The 15,518-nt window shown below is 72.7% G+C and carries 14 protein-coding genes; 1 reads left to right on the top strand and 13 read right to left on the bottom strand.

The window, feature by feature from the left end; genetic code table 11:
- Nucleotides 1–95: 95 nt before the first annotated feature.
- The 11 genes from AB0I15_RS48700 to AB0I15_RS48750 all read right to left on the bottom strand — a co-directional run bounded on the left by AB0I15_RS48700 (nucleotide 96) and on the right by AB0I15_RS48750 (nucleotide 12,051).
- Nucleotides 96–1,052 (bottom strand): cyclase family protein, encoded by a 957-nt coding sequence (locus AB0I15_RS48700; RefSeq protein WP_358112917.1) that lies wholly within the window; start codon nucleotides 1,050–1,052, stop codon nucleotides 96–98.
- A 124-nt stretch (nucleotides 1,053–1,176) separates the two neighbouring features.
- The gene (locus AB0I15_RS48705) at nucleotides 1,177–2,046 is read right to left on the bottom strand and encodes an aldehyde dehydrogenase family protein (protein ID WP_358112919.1); all 870 of its coding nucleotides are present in this window, start codon (nucleotides 2,044–2,046) and stop codon (nucleotides 1,177–1,179) included.
- Entirely contained in the window at nucleotides 2,039–3,460 is a 1,422-nt protein-coding gene (locus AB0I15_RS48710) for an aldehyde dehydrogenase family protein (RefSeq protein WP_358113016.1), read from the bottom strand. The genes AB0I15_RS48705 and AB0I15_RS48710 overlap by 8 nt, the downstream gene beginning before the upstream one ends.
- Nucleotides 3,461–3,473: 13 nt before the next feature.
- A complete protein-coding gene (gene deoC, locus AB0I15_RS48715; RefSeq protein ID WP_358112921.1) occupies nucleotides 3,474–4,394 on the bottom strand; it encodes a deoxyribose-phosphate aldolase in 921 nt (306 codons plus the stop codon).
- Nucleotides 4,387–5,394, bottom strand: a complete 1,008-nt coding sequence (locus AB0I15_RS48720) for an ABC transporter permease (RefSeq protein ID WP_358112923.1) — start codon at nucleotides 5,392–5,394, stop codon at nucleotides 4,387–4,389. The genes deoC and AB0I15_RS48720 overlap by 8 nt, the downstream gene beginning before the upstream one ends.
- Entirely contained in the window at nucleotides 5,391–6,887 is a 1,497-nt protein-coding gene (locus AB0I15_RS48725; RefSeq protein ID WP_358112925.1) for a sugar ABC transporter ATP-binding protein, read from the bottom strand. Before AB0I15_RS48725 ends, AB0I15_RS48720 begins: the two co-directional genes overlap by 4 nt.
- Nucleotides 6,884–7,834 carry a sugar-binding domain-containing protein gene (locus AB0I15_RS48730; RefSeq protein WP_358112927.1) on the bottom strand — a complete coding sequence of 317 codons (951 nt, stop codon included), beginning with the start codon at nucleotides 7,832–7,834 and terminating at the stop codon, nucleotides 6,884–6,886. The genes AB0I15_RS48725 and AB0I15_RS48730 overlap by 4 nt, the downstream gene beginning before the upstream one ends.
- On the bottom strand, nucleotides 7,831–9,345 hold the full coding sequence (locus AB0I15_RS48735; protein ID WP_358112929.1) for an FGGY-family carbohydrate kinase: 1,515 nt from the start codon (nucleotides 9,343–9,345) through the stop codon (nucleotides 7,831–7,833). The genes AB0I15_RS48730 and AB0I15_RS48735 overlap by 4 nt, the downstream gene beginning before the upstream one ends.
- Before the next feature lie 2 nt (nucleotides 9,346–9,347).
- Nucleotides 9,348–10,400, bottom strand: a complete 1,053-nt coding sequence (locus tag AB0I15_RS48740; RefSeq protein ID WP_358112931.1) for a galactitol-1-phosphate 5-dehydrogenase — start codon at nucleotides 10,398–10,400, stop codon at nucleotides 9,348–9,350.
- A gap of 55 nt (nucleotides 10,401–10,455) precedes the next feature.
- Nucleotides 10,456–11,445, bottom strand: a complete 990-nt coding sequence (locus AB0I15_RS48745) for a substrate-binding domain-containing protein (RefSeq protein ID WP_358112933.1) — start codon at nucleotides 11,443–11,445, stop codon at nucleotides 10,456–10,458.
- Nucleotides 11,446–11,616: 171 nt separating this feature from the next.
- Complete coding sequence (locus tag AB0I15_RS48750) at nucleotides 11,617–12,051, bottom strand: helix-turn-helix domain-containing protein (protein ID WP_358112935.1); 435 nt, start codon at nucleotides 12,049–12,051, stop codon at nucleotides 11,617–11,619.
- Between the two features lie 81 nt (nucleotides 12,052–12,132).
- On the opposite strand from AB0I15_RS48750, the gene AB0I15_RS48755 reads away from it, so the two are divergent.
- Nucleotides 12,133–13,353 (top strand): MFS transporter, encoded by a 1,221-nt coding sequence (locus AB0I15_RS48755; RefSeq protein ID WP_358112937.1) that lies wholly within the window; start codon nucleotides 12,133–12,135, stop codon nucleotides 13,351–13,353.
- Here the strand turns inward: AB0I15_RS48755 and AB0I15_RS48760 are convergent.
- Together AB0I15_RS48760 and AB0I15_RS48765 are read right to left on the bottom strand one after the other, a co-directional pair.
- A complete protein-coding gene (locus AB0I15_RS48760; RefSeq protein ID WP_358112939.1) occupies nucleotides 13,334–14,563 on the bottom strand; it encodes an MFS transporter in 1,230 nt (409 codons plus the stop codon). The two genes, AB0I15_RS48755 and AB0I15_RS48760, sit on opposite strands and share 20 nt — an antisense overlap.
- A gap of 114 nt (nucleotides 14,564–14,677) precedes the next feature.
- Entirely contained in the window at nucleotides 14,678–15,490 is an 813-nt protein-coding gene (locus AB0I15_RS48765; protein WP_358112941.1) for a GNAT family N-acetyltransferase, read from the bottom strand.
- Between the last annotated feature and the right edge of the window lie 28 nt (nucleotides 15,491–15,518).

Genomic DNA, 15,518 nt, shown 5'->3' on the forward strand with positions numbered 1-15,518 from the left:
GGCGGATCCACCCACCGCGGGCGACCCAAAGACGGGTCAGCCGTGGGAGCCGGGGGTGAGGAGGCCGGATGCGCGCACCCCCTCGTGAACCGGGGTCAGAACGTGGCGATCGGGTTGACCGGGCTGCCGGACGTACCGGCGAAGCGGACCGGCGCGACCGTGAGGTGGAAGTCCCACTGGCCGAGCTCGGCAGCCGTCGTCGCGCACTCCTCCAGGTCGCAGTTGTCGAGCAGCCACAGACCCATCGCGACGAGGCTCACGGCGTGAACCGGCATCAACACGTCTTCGTACCCCGACGGCTGAACGTCCTGGGGGGTGTCGGCGCCGATCAGCGCGACCTCTCGTTCCTGCAGCCAGGGCAGGCAGGAGGCGTGCCAGCCGGCCTGCGTGAAACCGCCGGTCTCACCGGCCTCGTGCCGGGCGCGGCCATAGCCGGTCCGCAGGAGCAGTGCGTCGCCGGGTCGTACCCGCACGCCCTGGCGACGCTCGGCCTCCTCGAGATCGTCGGGAAACACGCCCTGCCCCGGTTCGAGCCACGGCACATCGCGGACCCTCGCGATGTCCAGCAGGACACCGCGCGTGATGATCCCGTTCGCCGCCGCCGTGACGGCCCCCCACGCCGATCCCGTGGCGGCGTCGACCAACGAGTGCGACCGCCCGTTGTACATCGTGCCGTCCCAGAAGATGTGGCACGGCGAGTCGACGTGGGTGAGGGTGTTGCCGTGGAACGTGATGCCGAGTCGTTCGGACGAAAAGCCCCAGCGCCGGTCGTTGTGGAATGCGGGCACCGGCATGTTCTCGGCGCCCGGCATGTCGGCGGCGCACGGGCACGTCGTCGTCGACCGCTCCATGTCTTTCGGGACGGCGACCTCCCATGCGCACGACACGCTCCTGCCGTGGCGCACGGCCCGCGCCGCCGCCAGCCGGACGTCGTCGGTGATGTGGTTGAGAGTGCCGAGCTCGTCGTCGTCGCCCCACCGACCCCAGTTCGACAGCGTGTCGAAGTAGCCGAGCACGTCGTCCTGTGTGGGCATCGGCCGCCCTGCCGTCATCCCAGCATCGGCTCCTTCGGTCACGGTTCGAGGCATCGGAGGCAGGGCGTCCCGCCCCCTGTTGTCGACATGCCAAGCCCGCTGAGCCGGGATGCTACTAGATCGGCGGGCCGGTCGCGTCCACTCAGCGGCCGATGGGGTGCCAGACGGTTTTGACCTCCAGGAAGGGCTTGACGCGGGACAGGCCGGGATCCGGGTCGTCCCAGTCCTCTTCGCCGGGGCGCAGGACCCGCTTGAGCGTGGTCGCCGCCAGGGCTTCCAGCGGGCCCGCGAGATCCCCCGCGCCGGCCAGGTCCAGGGCGTTCACGTCGGCGTGGCCGGCCAGCGGCGGGGCGAGCTCGGACAGGCGGCCGGTCAGGATGTTCGCGGTGCCCGCCGGCAGGTCCGAGGTGGCCAGCGCCTCGGCCAGTGTGATGGCGGGCAGCGGGGCGTTTTCGCTCGCCACCAGCACCGCCGTGTTGCCGGAGGTGATCACGGGCGCGAGCACCGAGACCAGCCCGAGCAGTGAGGAGCCGGCGGGGGCGAGGACGCCCACGACGCCGGTCGGCTCGGGCTCGGAGAGGTTGAGGTACGGGCCCGACACGGGGTTCGCGCCGCCCAGGAGCTGGCCGAGCTTGTCGGCCCACCCGGCGTAGTACACCCAGCGGTCGACGGCCGCCGACACCAGCGCCTGCGCCCTGGCCTGGCCCACTCCTTCGGCCGCGGCGACCTCCTCGGCGAACTGGGCCCGCCGGCCCTCCATCATCTCCGCGACCCGGTAGAGGATCTGGCCGCGATTGTAGGCGGTGCGCCCCGACCAGCCGGGGAACGCCTTGCGGGCCGCCACCACGGCGTCGCGCACGTCTTTGCGCGAGGCCAGGGCGGCGTTGGCGAGATGGTCTCCGGCGGGGGACGTCACGGGGTAGGACCTGCCTGATTCCGAGCGCGGGAACGCGCCGCCGACGTAGAGCTTGTACGTCCTGCGCACGGCGAGGCGCGGGGAGTGGTCAGCCAAGGTATGCCTCCAGCCCGTGCCGGCCGCCCTCGCGGCCGTATCCGGACTCCTTGTAGCCGCCGAAGGGGCTGGCGGGATCGAACACGTTGAAGGTGTTGGACCACACCACGCCGGCGCGCAGCCGGGCGGCGGTCCAGAGCATCAGGGAGCCCTTCTCGGTCCACACTCCGGCCGACAGCCCGTACGGCGTGTTGTCGGCCTTGGCCACGGCCTCCTCCGGGGTGCGGAAGGTCAGCACCGACAGCACGGGGCCGAAGATCTCCTCGCGGGCGATCCGGTGCGCCTGTGTGACGCCGGTGAACACGGTAGGCGGGAACCAGTAGCCGCGTTCCGGGAGCGGGCAAGAGGGGGACCAGCCCGTGGCGCCCTCGGCCTCGCCGGCGGCGGCCAGTTCCTGGATCCTGGCGAGCTGGGCCGTGGAGTTGATGGCGCCGATGTCGGTGTTCTTGTCCAGCGGGTCGCCGAGACGCAGCCGTTCGATGCGGGCGCGCAGCCGCTCCAGCAGCTCGTCGGCGATCGACTCCTGGACCAGCAGCCGTGATCCGGCGCAGCACACGTGGCCCTGGTTGAAGAAGATCCCGGTGACGACGCCCTCGACGGCCTGGTCGAGCGCCGCGTCGTCGTAGACGATGTTGGCGCCCTTGCCGCCCAGCTCCAGGGTGAGCCGTTTGCGCGTGCCGGCGACGGCGCGGGCGATCTCCTTGCCCACCTCGGTGGAGCCGGTGAAGGCCACCTTGTCGGCGCCGGGGTGGGCGACCACGGCCCGGCCGGTGTCGCCGGCCCCGGTGACGATGTTCACCACGCCCGGGGGCAGTCCGGCCTCCTGGCAGATCTCGGCGAAGGCCAGCGCGGTGAGCGGGGTGGTCTCGGCGGGCTTGAGCACGACCGTGTTCCCGGTGGCCAGCGCGGGGGCGACCTTCCATGCGAGCATCAGCAGCGGGAAGTTCCACGGGATGACCTGCGCGGCGACGCCCAGCGGGCGGGTGCCCAGCCCGGCGTGCGCCAGTTTGTCCGCCCAGCCGGCGTAGTAGAAGAAGTGGGCGGCGACCAGCGGCAGGTCGACGTCCCGGGTCTCCTTGATCGGTTTGCCGTTGTCCAGCGACTCCAGCACGGCCAGCTCACGGGCGCGTTCCTGGATGATGCGCGCGATCCTGAACAGGTACTTGCCGCGCTCGGCGCCCGGCAGGGGCGACCACACCTGCTCGAAGGCCCGCCGCGCGGCGGCGAACGCGCGTTCCACGTCGGCGTCGCCGGCGACGGCCACCTCGGCCAGCGGCTCCTCGTCGGCGGGGTTGACCGTGACGATGCGCTCGCCGCTTTCGGCCTCGACGAACTCGCCGTCGATGAACAGGTCGTACGACGGCCGGACGGACACGAGTGATCGTGACTCCGGCGCGGGCGCGTACTCGAAGATCTCCACGCCTCTCCTAGTCGATGGTGTAGTAGTCGGGCCCGCCGTAGTGGCCGGTGGCGAGCTTGGTCCGCTGCATGAGCAGGTCGTTCAGCAGTGTCGAGGCGCCGAGCCGGAACCACGCGGGGTCCAGCCAGTCGTCCCCGGCGATCTCCTTGACCAGCACCAGGTAGCGGATGGCGTCCTTGGCGGTACGGATGCCGCCGGCGGGTTTGACCCCGGCCTGGCGTCCGGTGGCGGCCCGGTGGTCCTTGACGGCCTGCAGCATGATCAGCGTGACCGGCAGGGTGGCGGCGGGGGCGACCTTGCCGGTGGAGGTCTTGATGAAGTCGGCGCCGGCGTGCAGCGCCAGCCAGGACGCCCGCCGTACGTTGTCGTAGGTGACCAGCTCGCCGGTCTCCAGGATGACCTTCAGGTGGGCGGGGCCGCACCGCTCCTTGACGGCCGTGATCTCGTCGAAGACCTTGCGGTAGTCGCCGGCCAGGAACGCTCCACGGTCGATGACCATGTCGATCTCGGTGGCGCCGGCGGCCACCGCCGCGGCGGTGTCGGCCAGTTTCACCTCCAGTGACGTGCGCCCGGCGGGGAAGCCCGTGGCGACCGAGGCGAGCCCGACGCCGCTGCCGCGCAGCGCCTCGGCGGCCACGGCGACCAGGTCGGGGTACACGCAGAGCGCGGCGACCGGGGGAGCGGTGGGGTCGGCCGGGTCGGGCCGTACGGCCTTGGCCGCCAGCGCGCGGACCTTGGCCGGGGTGTCGGCCCCTTCGAGGGTGGTCAGGTCGATCATCCTGATGGCCAGGTCGATCGCGTACCGTTTGGCCGTGGTCTTGATCGAGCGGGTGGCCAGGTCGGCGGCCCGCCGCCGCACGCCGACCTCGTCGACGCCGGGCAGTCCGTGCAGGTAGGCCCGCAACGGGCCGGGAACGGAGTCAGGCACGAGCGCCCCTCCTCTCGATGAGCATGTTGAGGATGAGGGCGACCAGCAGGATGAGGCCGGTCACCACCATCTGGAAGAAGGAGCCGAGGCCGAGCAGGTTGCACAGGTTGCGCAGCACCGACAGCAGCATCACCGCCACGAACGTGCCGAACACGCCGCCCCGGCCGCCGAACAGGTTGGTGCCGCCCAGCACGACGGCCGCGATCGCGTCCAGTTCCAGCCCGTTGAAGGCGGTGGGCTGGCCCACGGTCAGGCGGGAGGTGAGCAGCACCCCGGCCAGCGCCGCCAGCGCCCCCGACACCGCGAACACGGTGGTGATGACGCCTCGGACGGGCAGGCCGGACAGTCGTGCGGCCTCCTTGTTGCTGCCGACCGCGTACACGTACTCGCCGAACGTGGTGCCGCGCAGCACCCCGGCGGCCAGGAGGGTGACCACGACGAAGATGATCCCGACGATCGGCACGTAGCCGATGAACCCGCCGCCGAGGAGCTGAAACGCCTCGGATCCGCCGGCCTCGGCCGGCTTGCCGTCGGTCAGCAGGTACGTGAGCCCGCGGATGGCCGTGAGCCCGGCCAGGGTGGTCATGAACGCCGGCAGCGCCAGGTAGGCCGACAGCCCGCCCATGAGGGCGCCGAACGCCGCGCCGGCCGCCACGCTGAGCAGGATCGCCGGCAGGACCGGCACGCCCGCGGACATGAGCAGGGCGACGGTCATCCCGCCGAACGCCGCCACGCTGCCGACCGACAGGTCGATGCCCGCCGTCAGCACCACCATGGTCATGCCGATGGCCACGATGCCGGTCAGCGACGACTGCTGCAGCAGGTTGGCGATGTTGCGGCCGGTCAGGAACTGCGGGGCCAGCAGCGAGGCCACCACGCACAGGGCGAGGAAGACCAGCAGCAGGTTGGACTTGACGATCAGGTCGGCGCCGCGGCGCGAACGGCCGCCGTGTTCCTTCCCGGCGGCCCCGGCCACCGTGGATCCGAGGGATGCGGTCATGGTGTGGCTCCTGTGATGACGGTGTGCGCGATGACGCTTTCCGGGCTGGTGCGGGGGTCGAAACGGGCGACGTTGCGGCCTTCGTACAGGACGTGGACGTGGTCGGCGTTGGCGGTCAGCTCGTTGAGCTCGCTGCTGGCCAGCAGCACGGCCACGCCCTGGTCGGCGAGGTGGCGCACCTGCCGGTAGAGGTCGGCCTTGGCGCCGACGTCCAGGCCGCGCGTGGGCTCGTCCAGCAGCAGGACCCTGATCCCGCCCCGGGTGATCCACTTGGCGAGCACGACCTTCTGCTGGTTGCCGCCGGAGAGCTGGCCCACGAGCTGGCCGTGTCCGGCCGCCTTGACGCCCAGGCCGGCGAGGGCGGGCCCGGCCAGGCGGCGGCCGAGCCGGCCGGGCCGCAGCCATGGGGGACGGCCGAGCGCGCCGATCGCGGCGTTGCGGCTGACGGACAGCCCCAGCATCAGGCCCTGTTCCTTCCTGCTCTCCGGCACCAGGGCCAGCCCCGCGCGCACGGCGGCGGCCGGGCCGCCGACCTTGAGCGGGCGGTCGTCGAGCCGGGCCGTGACCTGGGCCTTGAGGTCGCCGAACAGGGCGCGCAGGAGTGTGGTCCGGCCGGCGCCGCCGAGGCCGGCGAGCCCGACGACCTCGCCCGGCCGCACCTCGATGCCGCGGACGTCGAGGAGCCCCGGCACGTGGACCCGCTCGATCCGCAGCAGCGGCTCCCCGCCGGGCGCGGGCCGGTGGATGGCGTCCACGAGCTCGCCCGCCTCGCCGATCATCGCGGCCACGAGTTCGTCGCGGCCGGTCGAGGCCAGGTCGTAGACGCCGGCCGTGCGGCCGTCGCGCAGCACCGTGGCGCGGTCGCCGATCTCCATGACCTCGTCCATGCGGTGGGAGATGAAGATCACCGAGCGTCCTTCCGCGGTGAGGGTGCGGATGACCTCGAACACCGCCAGCAGTTCGCTCTCGCCGAGGGTGGCCGACGGTTCGTCCATGACGATGACGCGCGCGTCGGCGGTCAGCGCCTTGGCGATGGCGGTGAGCTGCTGGGCCGCGATCGGCAGCTCCCTGACCCTGGTGGTGACGGGGAAGGAGGCGCCGACCCGGTCGAGTGCCGCGCGGGCCAGCCGGGCCCGCCGCCCGCGCCGGACGAACGGGCCCAGTCGTGGCGCCCGGCCCAGCAGCAGGTTCTGCGCGACGGTGAGGTCGGGCAGCAGGTCCAGCTCCTGGTAGATCACCGCGATGCCGGCCGCCAGCCCCGCGTGCGGGGTGGCGGGGTGGAAGGGCCGCCCGTCCAGCAGGATCGTGCCCTCGTCCGGCTGGTAGGAGCCGGCCAGGATCTTCATGAGGGTGCTCTTGCCGGCGCCGTTCTCGCCCAGCAGGCAGTGCACCTCGCCGGGGCCGACGCTCAGCTCGACCCCGTCCAGCGCGACGGTGCCGGGGAACCGTTTGACGATCCCGGTCATGCGCAGCCGTTCCGCGGTCGCGGTCATGACTCCTCCAGGAGGTGAGTGGCGTTCTGGTCGTCGGTGATCAGCACGTCGCACAGGCCGCTGGTCACGACGGCCCGGCACACCGCCCGCTTCGCCCTGCCGCTGACCAGCGCGACCGAGGTGGTGGCCGAGCGCAGAAGGTCCAGAGACAGGCCGAGCGTGCGGCCGTCCAGGCCGGGGTCGACGATCTGGCCGCGCGCGTCGACGAAGCGGCCCAGCACGTCGCCCACGGCGCCGGCCCGCGCGAGCCGGTCGAGGTCGCCCGCGTCGATCTGGCCGGAGTCCACCAGCACCGAGTCGCTGCCCATGCCGCCGGGGCTGAACAGGAACAGGTCCGCGCGCGCGGCCAGCGTGAGCACGTCGGAGACGGCGCGGTCGTTCTCCAGCACCGCCCGGGTGCTCTGCTGCTCCAGGATCGCCGGGGCGGCCAGCAGCGTGGCGGTGCCGCCGCCGTGGTGCGCGATCAGGCTCGCCGTGCTGCCCGCGCTGGTCGGCTGCCGGGAGCGGCTGAGCGCGCCGTTGATCTGCACGACGTTGACGCCCGTCGCCCAGCCGGGGGCCAGCCCGCCGGCCAGCCGGTCGAGCGTGCGGCCCCAGGAGACGCCGATCAGCCGGGGCACGGGCCGCATCGCCGCGAGGTGGTCGGCGCCGGCCGCGGCCACCTGCTCGCGCGCCTGCTCGTCGTCACCGCCGCCACCGCCAGCGCCGTTGGCCACCACGATGGCCTCCCGGAGCCCGAACCGCTCCCGGAGCGCCCGCTCCAGGGCGCCCATCCGGGAACGCGGATGCAGCACCTCGATTCTGACGATGCCGGCCTCGCGCGCCTCGGCCAGCATCCGTCCCACCTTCCATCGGGTCAGGTGCATCGCCTGGGCGATCTGTTCCTGCGTCTCGCCGCTCTCGTAGTAGCGGACGGCCACCTGGTAGAGCTGGTCGTCGTCGGTCATGAGCCGGACCTCCGCCGTGGATCGCTCAGCCGGTGGGAGATCTCCGTGGTGGCGGCGGTGGCCGCGCGGTAGTCGGCGTAGCCGCCGCGGTAGGCGGCCACGTGCTCGGCGAGCGGTTCCACGGTGCGGACGCGGGGTGCGTACTGCGCCGCCGCCTCCGCCGGCGAGGTGTACCGGCCGGTGCCGGCCGCGGCCAGCACCGAGCAGGCGCGCAGCGTCAGGTTGTCGCCGGTGACCAGATGGACCGGCCTTCCGAGCACGTCGGCGGTGGTCTGGAGCCACAGCTCGTTGTGCCGGATGCCGCCCGACAGGTAGACCTCCTCCACGGGGATCCCGCCCTCGATGAAGGAGTCGAGCACCTGGCGAGTGCCGTACGCGACGCCCTCCACGGCGGCCCGGTAGACCTGCTCGGCGGAGCTGGCCAGGGTCAGCCCGAGCACCGCGCCCCGCAGGCGCGGGTCCCGCAGCGGGGTGCGGTTGCCCATGAAGTAGTCCAGGACGATCAGCCCGTGCTCGACCGGCGGCAGCTCCGCCGCGGCCTTGATGAGCCCGCCGAGCTCCGCCCGGGGCCGCCCGATGAGCTTCTCGCCCGCCCAGGCCAGTACGGAGCCCGCACTGACCTGGCCGCCCTCCACGAGCCAGCGTCCCGTCTGCAGCGCGTCCGGGTACGGCCCCCAGACGGTGGGCGGGAAGACCGAATGGTCGATCTCGGTGACGAACGCGTTGGACGTGCCGCAGACGATCGACACCCGCCCTTCCGGGGCGCCGCCGATGGCCAGCAGCGACAGGTGCGCGTCGATCCCGCCCGACACGACGACGGCGGGGCCGGTGAGGCCGAACTCCTCGCGGGCCCGCTCACCGATCGGCCCCACCGGGTCGCCGACCGGCACGATCTCGTCCGGCAGCTTGCCGCCCAGGTCGCCGATGCCGAGCGAGGCGTACAGATCGTGCGGGAAGCCCGCGCCGCGCGGGTCGTAGTTGCTCTTGCACACGGCGTTCATGCGCGATCCCGCCCACCGCCCGGTGAGCCGCCACACCATGTAGTCCACCGCCTCGACGATGCGCGCGGCGGCGCGGTAGGTCTCGGGCTCGTGGCGGGCCAGCCACATGGCCTTGGGCACCAGCCACTCGACGGCGTCGCAGCCGCCGGAGTAGCGCAGGACCGGGTGCCCGGTCTTCGCGGTCAGCGCCGACTCCTCGCCGGCGCGGCCGTCCATCCACAGCAGGGCCGGCCGCAGCGGGCGGCCGTTTCGGTCCAGGACGGCCACCGTCGAGGCCGTGGTCGCCACCGCGATCCCGGCGATCGGCGGGCCGCCCGCCTCGGCGAGCGCCTGGCGGGCGGCGTGGACGCTCGCCCGCCACCAGTCGTCGGGGTCCTGCTCGGCCCATCCGGGCCGGGGGAAGGCCGTCGGGTACGCGGCGTCGCCCGCCCCCATCGGCGCGCCCTCGACGCTGTAGACCGCGGCTCGCGCGCCTTCGGTCCCCAGGTCGAGCGCGAGGAAAGCCGTCATCGTCACTCCTCGTTCGGCAGGAAGAGGACCTTGGAGCTGAAGATCGACCGCTCGCCCAGGCCGGCGATGGTCTCGGGCAGCGCGTCCAGCCCCAGCTCGTGCGTGATCATGAACTTCCAGGCGAGTTCGCCCGAGGCCAGCGCCTTGGCCGCGACCCGCCACTCCTCACCGGGGAACGGCGCGGAGAAGGAGTTCCACGCCCCGTGCAGGCTGACCTCGCGGCGCAGGAACGAGCTGAACGTGGCCTTCGGCAGCACCACGGGATCGTGCGGGATGCCGATGAACACCGCCTCGCCGTGCCTGGCCGCCAGGCTCACGGCCTGGTCCACGGTGGCGGGCACGCCCGCGGACTCGATGACCACGTCGTAGCCGTCGCCGGCCGCCTCGGCCGCCGCCTGCGCGCCGGTCGCGGTGTGGGTGGCGCCGGCCTCGGTGGCCATGGCGGCCTTCTGCTCGTTCACCTCGACGACGAGCACCTCGGCCGCGCCGGCGAGCCTGGCCCACTGCACGGCGAACAGCCCGATCGGGCCGGCACCGACCACCGCCACCCGCCTGCCGCCGCGCATCCGGGTGCGCCACAGGGCGTGCAGCGCGATCGCGGCCGGGTCGAGCATGGCCGCGGCCCGGGGGTCGAGATCGGCCGGCAGCACCATGAGGTTCTCCTCCGGCACGGTGACGTACTGGGCGTAGGCGCCGTCCCTGCGGCTGCCGAAGTAGCCGTAGTCCTTGCACAGGCTGAAGTGGCCCTGGCTGCAGGGCGCGCAGGCGTGGCAGGGGATGAGCGGGGGCACGGTGACCAGGTCACCCTCGCGGACCCGGCCGGCGGCGGCCAGGCGGTCGCCGAGGCGGACCACGTGGCCCGAGAACTCGTGGCCGCAGATGATCGGGAAGTGGTAGGCCCCGGCGCGCAGCATGCGCGGAATGTCCGAGCCGCACACGCCGCAGGCCGCGACCCGGACGAGTGCCTCACCGGGGCCGGGCACGGGCACGGGCACCTGCTCGACCCTGATGTCACCGGGTGCGTGGAGCACCGCGGCCTGCATGGTTTCCGACATCCTGTCGCCCTTCTTTCCTTGCGTGCTTGATGTGCCGGTGCGTACCGGTGCGCGGTTACTTGGCGGCTTCGGCGAACTCGCCGGTTCCGGCGGCGTACTGGGCGGCGTTGGCCGTGTCGATCAGCGCGGTGCCCGCGTCGATGGAGGACTCGACCTTCTCGCCCTTCTGCACCTGGAGCACCGTCTCCACGGCCTTGGCGCCGAGGGAGATGGGGTCGTTGAGCGCGGTGGCCACGTACTGGCCGGAGGGGATCTGCTTGACCGCCTCCATGAGCCCGTCGACTCCGGCGACCAGGACCTTGTCCTTGCCGTTCTCCTTGAGCACCTGCAGGGCGCCGAGCGCCATGTCGTCGTTGTGCGCGTAGACGGCGGCCACGTCGGGGTGGACCTGGAGGAGGTCCTGCATGGCGGTGACCGCCTTGGAGCGCACGTAGTCCGAGTACGGGCCCTCAATGATCTTGATCTTGGGGTTGGCCGCCACGGCCTCGTGGAAACCCGCGCTGCGGTCGCGCGCCACGGCGCCGCCGGCGTCGCCGCGGATCTCGATGACCGTGCCGCCCTTGGCGCCGAGCTGCTCGCCGAGGCGCTTGCCGACGAGCGCGCCCATCGCCTTGTTGTCCCGGCCGACCTGGGCGATCGCGCCCTCGGGCACCGGCCGGTCCACGGTCACGACCGAGACGCCGGCCGCCTTGGCGGCGGCGATGCCCGGCTGCACGCCCTGCGGGTCGACCGGGTTGATCAGCAGGACGTCGACCTGGCGGGTGATGAGGTCCTGGATGTCGTTGTTCTGCTTGGTGACGTCGCCGCCCGCGTCGGCGAAGTAGAGGGTGGCCCCGGCCTTCTTGGCTGCGGCCTCGGCCCCCTCGCGGAGCTGGACGTAGAAGGGGGACTGCTGGGTCGCCTGGCTGAAACCGATGGCGACCGGGCCGTCCGCCTGCTGGCCGGCGTCCTTGGCGGCGCCGCCTGGCGTGGTGGACACCGAGCACGCTGACAGGGCGGCGATCAGGAGGAGAACGGAAATTTTGTGCGACCGGAATGCGCGCATCTGGGCCTCCGTATGTGACGTAGATAACGCACCGTAAGTCGCGTATTAACCTGCGTGCAACACTTGAGCCAGATTTTGCTCATATGAGCAGAGTGCCGGGTTAGATCGTCCGCCCGCGGCGCGGCGGTGGCCGTTCGGCCTGGTCGGGGCGGTGAACTCGCCCCTGGATCGCTACACCTTCCGCACGCGAGTCGTACTGGAGGAGACCGGGGCGCCGGTGGCGTCGAGGGCCCGCAGTTCCGGGACGGCCTCTCCGCGCCGGTCGAGCAGGACCGAGTGCTCCTCCCCGGCGGCGAAGGCGTTGCGCTCACCCCACTGGCGCAGCGCCAGCACCACGGTGAACAGGTCGCGGCCCGCCTCGGTCAGCGCATAGGTCTGCCGCTTGCCCGACGGCGCGGTGTCACGGGTGAGGATGCCGTGCTCGGTGAGGCGGCGCAGCCGGTCGGTGAGGATGTTGCGGGCGATGCCGAGCCGCTGGTGAAAGTCGGTGAAGGCGGAGGCGCCGTCCATCGCGTCCCGGATGATGAGCAGGCTCCAGCGGTCGCCGACCAGGTCGACGGTCCTGGCCACCGGGCAGTTCGGGTCGGTCCAGCGGTCGGCCGTCATGCGTCCTCCAATCAGTTGCTTTTCGCTACCATTCTGCCTTAGCTCCGATCGGTTGCAATGTGCTACTGATCGGAGAATGGCGTGTCGACGATCCTCGGTGGAGGGCGCAGAATCCTGCTGGCCGTGGTGTGCGCGGTGGCCGTGGCGAACATCTACGCCGTGCAGCCCGTCCTGGACGCGGCGGGATCGGACCTGGGGCTCACGTCCGGCGGCCTCGGGTGGCTCGTCGCCATCGGTCAGGCCGGCTACCTGGCCGGGCTGGTCACGCTCGTGCCGCTGGGAGACGTGCTCGACCGGCGGCGGCTCATCGCGGGCCACCTGGTGCTCACCGCGGCGGGAAGCGCTCTCGTCGCGGCCTCGGCGACGGCGCCGCTCGCGCTGGCGGGTCTCGGCGTCGCGGGCATGTTCGCGGTCGTGGTGCAGACGACCGTCGCCTACACGGCCGCCGTCTCTCCGCCGCACGAGCGCGGCGGGAACATCGGCGCGGTCACCTCCGGCGTGGTCGTCGGCATCCTCGGCGCCCGCGTGGTCGCGGGCGTCCTGGCCGAGGCGGCGGGCTGGCGCAGCGTGTACGCCGCCCTGGCCGCCGCCTCGGTGATCCTGGCCGGGCTCGTCCTGCAGGCGCTGCCTCCGGACGGGCCGCGTGAGCGCGCACCCGGCGGTTACCGGCAGGTGATCGCCTCCATGGGGCGGCTCGTCGCCACGGACCGGATGGTGCGCGGCCGGGCGGCCATCGCGTTCTTCGTCTTCGCCTCGTTCGGGACGCTCTGGAGCGGCCTGGCGCTCCCGCTCGGCGCCGGGCCCTGGCACCTGACACCGGCGCAGATCGGCCTGTTCGCCTTCGCCGGGCTCGCCGGCGCTCTGGGCGCCGCCCGCGCGGGACGGTGGGCCGACCGCGGGCACGCCGGCCCGGTCACGGGCTGGGCGCTGGTGGCCCTGATCGTGTCGTGGGCGTTCACCGCCTGCACCGGGCACTCCCTGTGGCTCCTGGGCGTGGGCGTGATCCTGCTGGACCTGGCGGTGCAGGCCGTCCACGTCAGCAGCCAGCACCTCATCACCACGGCCCGGCCCCGGCAGGCTGGCAGCGTGATCGGCGCGTACATGGTCTTCTACTCCCTCGGCTCGGCCCTCGGCGCGGTGAGCACGACGTGGACGTACGCGAGCGCCGGGTGGCCCGCCGCCTGCCTGCTCGGCGCCGGCTACGCGACCGCGGCCCTGGCGATCCACGCCCTGTCCCCCCGGCCCCGCCCCGCCGACGTCACCGGCCCGGTTGCCGGGCCCGTCAGTCGTCGTGGGCGATGAGCATGAGCTGCCGCCACAGCAGCACCACGAACACCGCCGAGCCGCCGAAGGCGAACCAGAAGGGCGCCGCGACACCGAAATGGGTGGCCAGGACACCGCCGATCAACGAGCCGACCACCAGACCGGCGTAGACGCAGACGGTGTTGACGCTGCCCACCCGGCCCTGCAGGTCCCGCGGGACCGCGCGCTGGCGGACCGTGACCGAGGTCGTGCCCCAGATGAACGCGTGCGCGCCGAAGACCAGGAAGATGCCCCCGGCGACCCACGGCGAATGGGTCAGGGCCAGGCCCAGGTGGGTGAGCGTTTCGATGATGAGCCCGATCCGCATCAGGGCGCCCAGGCTCACCTTGCGGGTGATGGCCCCGTACAGGCCGGTGCCGATCAAGCCGCCGATCCCGCCGATGGTGGTCATCAGACCGAAGCCCAGGGCGCCGAGACCGAGCTGCTCCTGGGTGTAGAGGACGAGAACCGACCAGGCCGCGCCGAACGTGAAGTTGAAGATCAGGATGGTGAGCGCCAGCGTGCGGACCGCCGCGTGCCGGATCGTCCAGCTCAGCCCGGCGATCAGTTCCCGTACGGTGTTGGGCGGCGTGAGTTCGCCGGCCTGCCGCCCGTGCGGCGGCAACGTGATCCGGGAGACCAGGACGATCCCCGCCGCCACCAGGAGCAACTGGCCCGCGAACGGCCAGGTCAGGCCCAGGCCGAACAGCGCCGCGCCGATCGGCGGCCCGGCGAGCTGATTGAGCGTGATGAACCCCGTGCCCAGGCGGGCGTTGGCGATGACGAGATCGTCCTTGCCGACCATCATGGGGGTCAGCGTGGCCGTGGCGTTGTCGGCGAACACCTCGGCGACGGACCGGAGCGTGAGCGCCACCAGCGCCGTCGCCACGGTCACGGTGCCGGTCACCATGAGCGCGACGAGCGCCGCCAGCACCACGGCCCGCACCGCGTTCGCGACGAGCACGATCCGGCGCCGGTCGTACCGGTCCGACAGGACGCCGGCGTACAGGCTGAACAGCAGCGGCGGCGCCCAGCTCACCAGGGCCGACAGCGAGATCAGCAGCGGGTCGCGGGTCAACGTCGCGATCAGCAGCGGACCGGCGGCGGCCGCGATCCCGTCACCGAGATTCGTCAGCCAGCTCGAGGCCAGCAACCATCGAAATCCTGTCCCCAGCCGGGCAGGCAGGACCCGTTCCACCACTGTGATCACGAGCGCAAAACCATACGGTTTGCCGGCATTTACGGCAACGCATTTTCCGCCCGCGCGCTGTGCGGTGAAAAGGGTCACGGCGGGCGTTGAACCGGCCCTCGACCCTTCACAAGATCATCTGCTCTGTTCGGCCCGTTGAGGGCGAACCCAGTCGCGGTTCTCGCGTACGACGGTGAAGCCGGCCGAGCGGTAGAGGGCCACCGCGGCCTCGTTCGCGGACGGTGTCACGACGGCGACCGCGCTCGCGCCCCGCTGGGTGAGGGCCGCGCACACGCCCAGCACGGCATCGCGCCCGTAGCCGTGCCCGCGATGGCCGGGATGGGTGCCGACCGGCTCGAGCAGCCCGCATCGGCCCGCGCCCGCGAACCATCCGGTCGCCGCGGCCGCGGGTTCGCCCTCGGGCGTGCGTACGAGCGCCTCCACGGCCAGCTCGCCCGCCGGCGACCGCATCATCGTGCGCCAGCCCTCGACGGTGAACGTGGAGCCCGTGAAAGCGGACCGCTGCACCAGCACCCGGTCGGCCGCATCGGCCTCACCGACCGGCTCGGCGCGGCCCGGCACCGGCCGCGGGGTCCACGACAGGACGAGCCAGGACTCCCGCTCGACCTCCCACCCGGGCACCGGCAGACCGTCGGACCAGTCGTTGCCGGGCTCGAGCAGCTCCTCGGCGTCGGCCGCGAGCGCCCCGAGATCGGCGCCGGGCGCGGCGGTCACGCGCAGCACGGGCCCGTCGAAAAAGCCGGCCGCCACCGGCACGTCATCGGCAAGCCAGAGAAAGACGGCCGCGTCGTCGAACCGCAGATACCACCCCACGTCCCCGGGGTGCAGGCCGCCGCCCGGGGCGTCGACCGGCGTCCACGCGCACAGCGCCCGCAGCGCCGGGCCGGTTTCGGCAGGGGTCAGGCGGCGCCGGGCGAGTGAGATCATGGATGGCAGGTTAGCCAGCGCGCCGCGG

The sequence above is a fragment of the Nonomuraea sp. NPDC050643 genome (genome assembly GCF_040654715.1).
Lineage (GTDB): Bacteria > Actinomycetota > Actinomycetes > Streptosporangiales > Streptosporangiaceae > Nonomuraea.

What these genes read in the sequence shown, in the direction of transcription:
- AB0I15_RS48700 (WP_358112917.1), bottom strand. Translation starts at nt 1,052, where the DNA reads ATGACGGCAGGGCGGCCGATGCCCACACAGGACGACGTGCTCGGCTAC.
- AB0I15_RS48720 (WP_358112923.1), bottom strand. Translation starts at nt 5,394, where the DNA reads ATGACCGCATCCCTCGGATCCACGGTGGCCGGGGCCGCCGGGAAGGAA.
- AB0I15_RS48725 (WP_358112925.1), bottom strand. Translation starts at nt 6,887, where the DNA reads ATGACCGCGACCGCGGAACGGCTGCGCATGACCGGGATCGTCAAACGG.
- AB0I15_RS48730 (WP_358112927.1), bottom strand. Translation starts at nt 7,834, where the DNA reads ATGACCGACGACGACCAGCTCTACCAGGTGGCCGTCCGCTACTACGAG.
- AB0I15_RS48735 (WP_358112929.1), bottom strand. Translation starts at nt 9,345, where the DNA reads ATGACGGCTTTCCTCGCGCTCGACCTGGGGACCGAAGGCGCGCGAGCC.
- AB0I15_RS48740 (WP_358112931.1), bottom strand. Translation starts at nt 10,400, where the DNA reads ATGTCGGAAACCATGCAGGCCGCGGTGCTCCACGCACCCGGTGACATC.
- AB0I15_RS48745 (WP_358112933.1), bottom strand. Translation starts at nt 11,445, where the DNA reads ATGCGCGCATTCCGGTCGCACAAAATTTCCGTTCTCCTCCTGATCGCC.
- AB0I15_RS48750 (WP_358112935.1), bottom strand. Translation starts at nt 12,051, where the DNA reads ATGACGGCCGACCGCTGGACCGACCCGAACTGCCCGGTGGCCAGGACC.
- AB0I15_RS48765 (WP_358112941.1), bottom strand. Translation starts at nt 15,490, where the DNA reads ATGATCTCACTCGCCCGGCGCCGCCTGACCCCTGCCGAAACCGGCCCG.